A 3,061-nucleotide genomic window follows, 5' to 3' on the forward strand; every position below is an offset into this window, starting at 1 on the left:
CCCCAGCCCCGGCCAAACCTCGGAAACAATCCCAGCAATAAACCCCCCAAAAGGGGTTCTTGCCTCAAAGAAATCCCCACCACCCCCACAAAAGAAGGGGCGGCCACGGGGCGACCCGACCAGAAAAACCGGTCGAGCCGATAAAGGCACTGGCTTTTAACACGCTGTTGAGTTCTCAAGAAACGGACACCCACCGCGCCGAACCCCGCTCCCGCGGACCCCGGCTCCGGGGCAACCCTTCTAACTTACCCGGTTCCCCGCCGCTGTCAAGCCGATCAACCAAAATCTTTTCGACGGACGGACGGTTCACCATCTCCCACGCAACAACCACACCCACAGGCCGAAGCCCTGGAAAAGATCGTTTCGTAGGAGGCGCCCTGCGGGTCGGCCACCGCTCGGTGTCCTGCACCCCGTCTGGGCTTGCCACTCCAGAGTACCTCGGCTCAGAGCAAGCTGCGAACCGTTTTCCTCTTGTGGCTCCCCGGGGCCGTCCGCCTGCTGGCGTCCCGCATCCCTCGGGGCATGAGAGAGATTAGGCAGCCTCGCGCAGTCCGTCAAATCGGAGTGCCCGGCCCGCCCTCCGGTCGCGATGGCCCGGTCACAGAGGCTCCGGAGGCCCGTCCGTGAGGGCGGAGGACTCTGGCGGCCATCCCAGCGCCACGGCACGCAACGGCGGTGGCTCGCTTGCATGGCCGGTGTTGGGACCCCAACGTGCATCCGACACCGCATTGGGGGCTGGGGTGAGTGTCGTATGGCGACAACCGATCGGCGGCGTTCGGAATGCAGAAGGTCCAGGTGGCCGGGCGATCTCGCCGATCGGCTTTGCCGGGTCTTGGACGTCGGGTGGTCGATGTGTGGACTCCACGTGTCGGGTACTTGTCCCCCATGCCCAGAGCACAGATCAAGGACGAGAAGACGTACCAGAAGCTCCGTGATCGGGGCGAAAGCAAGGAGAAGGCCGCGCGGATCGCGAACGCGTCGGCGGGCCAGGGCAAGAAGAACGTCGGCCGCAAGGGCGGCAAGAGCCCCTCTTACGAGGACTGGACGAAGGACGAGCTGCTGAAGCGCGCCCGGGAGATCGGCGTGGAGGGACGCTCCTCGATGAACAAGTCCCAGCTAGTGGACGCCCTCCGTAACCACTGAGCCTGCAGTCGCCTCGCGGACGGGACCATTGCGGCGCCGGCTGACGCCGATGCCGCGGCGCATCCACTCCAGAGACCGTGAAGAGCCGCATTCATCGACAACGCGCGGGGCCGAACCGACATGAGGCCGCACTCAGCCACCACGTCCCGCTCACGAGAACACCGATGACGAGTGCGCCCACAGCGCCGTCCGCCGGGGAAGGGAAAGCATGAACGCGGTCGTCGACACCGCACGCAAGGAGAAGGAGAAGTACGCCGCCGGAGCGGATCGTCCGCTCGGCTCTTACCTCACCACCCTTGCCGTCTATGGGCTGACCACAAGCGCGATGGTGCTCGTGGGCCGTCGGATGCGCGACCGGGCCCCCACCATCGGGCTTTCCGACCTGGCGCTGATGACGATTACGACGCACAAGGTGTCCCGGGTCATCACCAAGGATCCGGTGACGAGCCCGCTGCGCGCCCCGTTCACCCGGTACTCCGGGACGGCCGGGCCGGCCGAACTCTCGGAGGAGGTGCGCGGGAAGGGGCTCCGGCACGCCGTCGGCGAGCTGCTCACCTGCCCGTTCTGCATCGCCCAGTGGGTCGCGACGGCCTACAGCGCCGGACTGGTGTTCGCGCCGCAGGCAACCCGGCTGGCCGGCACGACGATGACGGCCGTGGCGGGGTCGGACTGGCTGCAGCTCGCCTACGCACGGCTCCAGCAGGCCGCCGAGGGCTGAGCCCCAGGCGTCACATTCTTTACGTTTGTCCCAAATGGGGCGGGTACGGCCAACTCATGGATCTGTCATTCCTCAAAACGCTGTATCAACGTCCGGGTCCCTACGCGTCGGTGTACGCGGACCTCTCCCGGACCACCGAGGACGCGTCCAAGGCCGTCGAGCTGCGGTGGCGGGCGCTGCGCGCGGACCTGGAGGAGCAGGGGACTCCGGGGGACACGCTCCGCGCGATCGAGCAGACCATCGACGAGGAGCTGGCGCGCCGCCGTTCCGAGGGGCTGGTGCTCTTCGCGGCGGACGGCGAGGTGGTGTACCTCGAACGGCTGGAGGAGCCGCCCGCTGCGTCCCAGGCGACCCTCGCGCCGTTGCCCGACGTCCTGCCCTATCTCGCCCAGCGCGGTGAGAGGTTCCCGCATCTGCTCGCCGTCGTCGACCGCCGCGGGGGCGCGATCGACTGTGTCACCGCGGACGGACGGCGCCACCACATCGACGTGCAGGGGGACGAGGACTACCCGATCCGCAAGACGAAGGCGGGCGACTGGAACCAGTCCCGTTTCCAGCGGTCGTCCGAGAACGTCTGGAAGGTCAACGCGAAGAAGGTCGCGCGTGAGATCGACCGGATGGCCGACATGTGCGGCGCCGAGGCCATCGTCATCGCCGGCGACACCCGGGCCCGTACCGCCGTCATGGACGAGGTCTCCGAGCACGTCCTGGCGCACACCGTCGAGACCGACAAGAACACCACGGTGGACGACCCCGACCTTGAGTCGGAGCTGCAGCGTGTCCTGGAGCTGAAGACGACCGAGCGGATCATGACCGTCGCCGAGCGTTTCGACCGCGAACTCGCCAACGGTGAACGCGCCGTGGAGGGCTTGCCCGCCACGGCCAAGGCCGTCCGCGAAGGTCGCGTGGAGACGCTCCTCCTGGACGACGACCTGGATGCGAACGCCCGGCTCTGGGTCGGCCCCCATCCGGCGCACATCGCCACCACCGCCGAGGAACTCCGCGACGAGTTCGGTGTGAGCGACCCCCGGGAGGTCAAGGCCGACGCAGCCCTGGTCAGAGCCGCAGCCGCAACCGACGGCGAACTAGTGGTCCTGCCTTCGAACGGGAGCCCAGCCCAACACGTCCACGTAGGAGCAGTCCTACGCTTCACAGCCTAAGAACCAGAACAGCAACCCCAGCCACCAGGGGGTGTGGGGG

3 protein-coding genes are annotated in these 3,061 nt (G+C 67.5%); all 3 read left to right on the plus strand.

The features are described 5' to 3' along the window. Positions 1-885 precede the first annotated feature (885 nt). The 3 genes from E1200_RS32355 to E1200_RS32365 all read left to right on the plus strand — a co-directional run bounded on the left by E1200_RS32355 (position 886) and on the right by E1200_RS32365 (position 3,021). Complete coding sequence (locus E1200_RS32355; protein ID WP_131956337.1) at positions 886-1,143, plus strand: Rho termination factor; 258 nt, start codon at positions 886-888, stop codon at positions 1,141-1,143. A gap of 208 nt (positions 1,144-1,351) precedes the next feature. Further along, positions 1,352-1,861 carry a DUF1360 domain-containing protein gene (locus E1200_RS32360; protein WP_131956339.1) on the plus strand — a complete coding sequence of 170 codons (510 nt, stop codon included), beginning with the start codon at positions 1,352-1,354 and terminating at the stop codon, positions 1,859-1,861. Positions 1,862-1,917: 56 nt separating this feature from the next. Then, positions 1,918-3,021, plus strand: a complete 1,104-nt coding sequence (locus E1200_RS32365) for a Vms1/Ankzf1 family peptidyl-tRNA hydrolase (protein ID WP_131956341.1) — start codon at positions 1,918-1,920, stop codon at positions 3,019-3,021. The last annotated feature ends 40 nt before the right edge of the window (positions 3,022-3,061 follow it).

The sequence above is a fragment of the Actinomadura sp. GC306 genome (assembly GCF_004348665.1).
Taxonomy (GTDB): domain Bacteria; phylum Actinomycetota; class Actinomycetes; order Streptosporangiales; family Streptosporangiaceae; genus Spirillospora.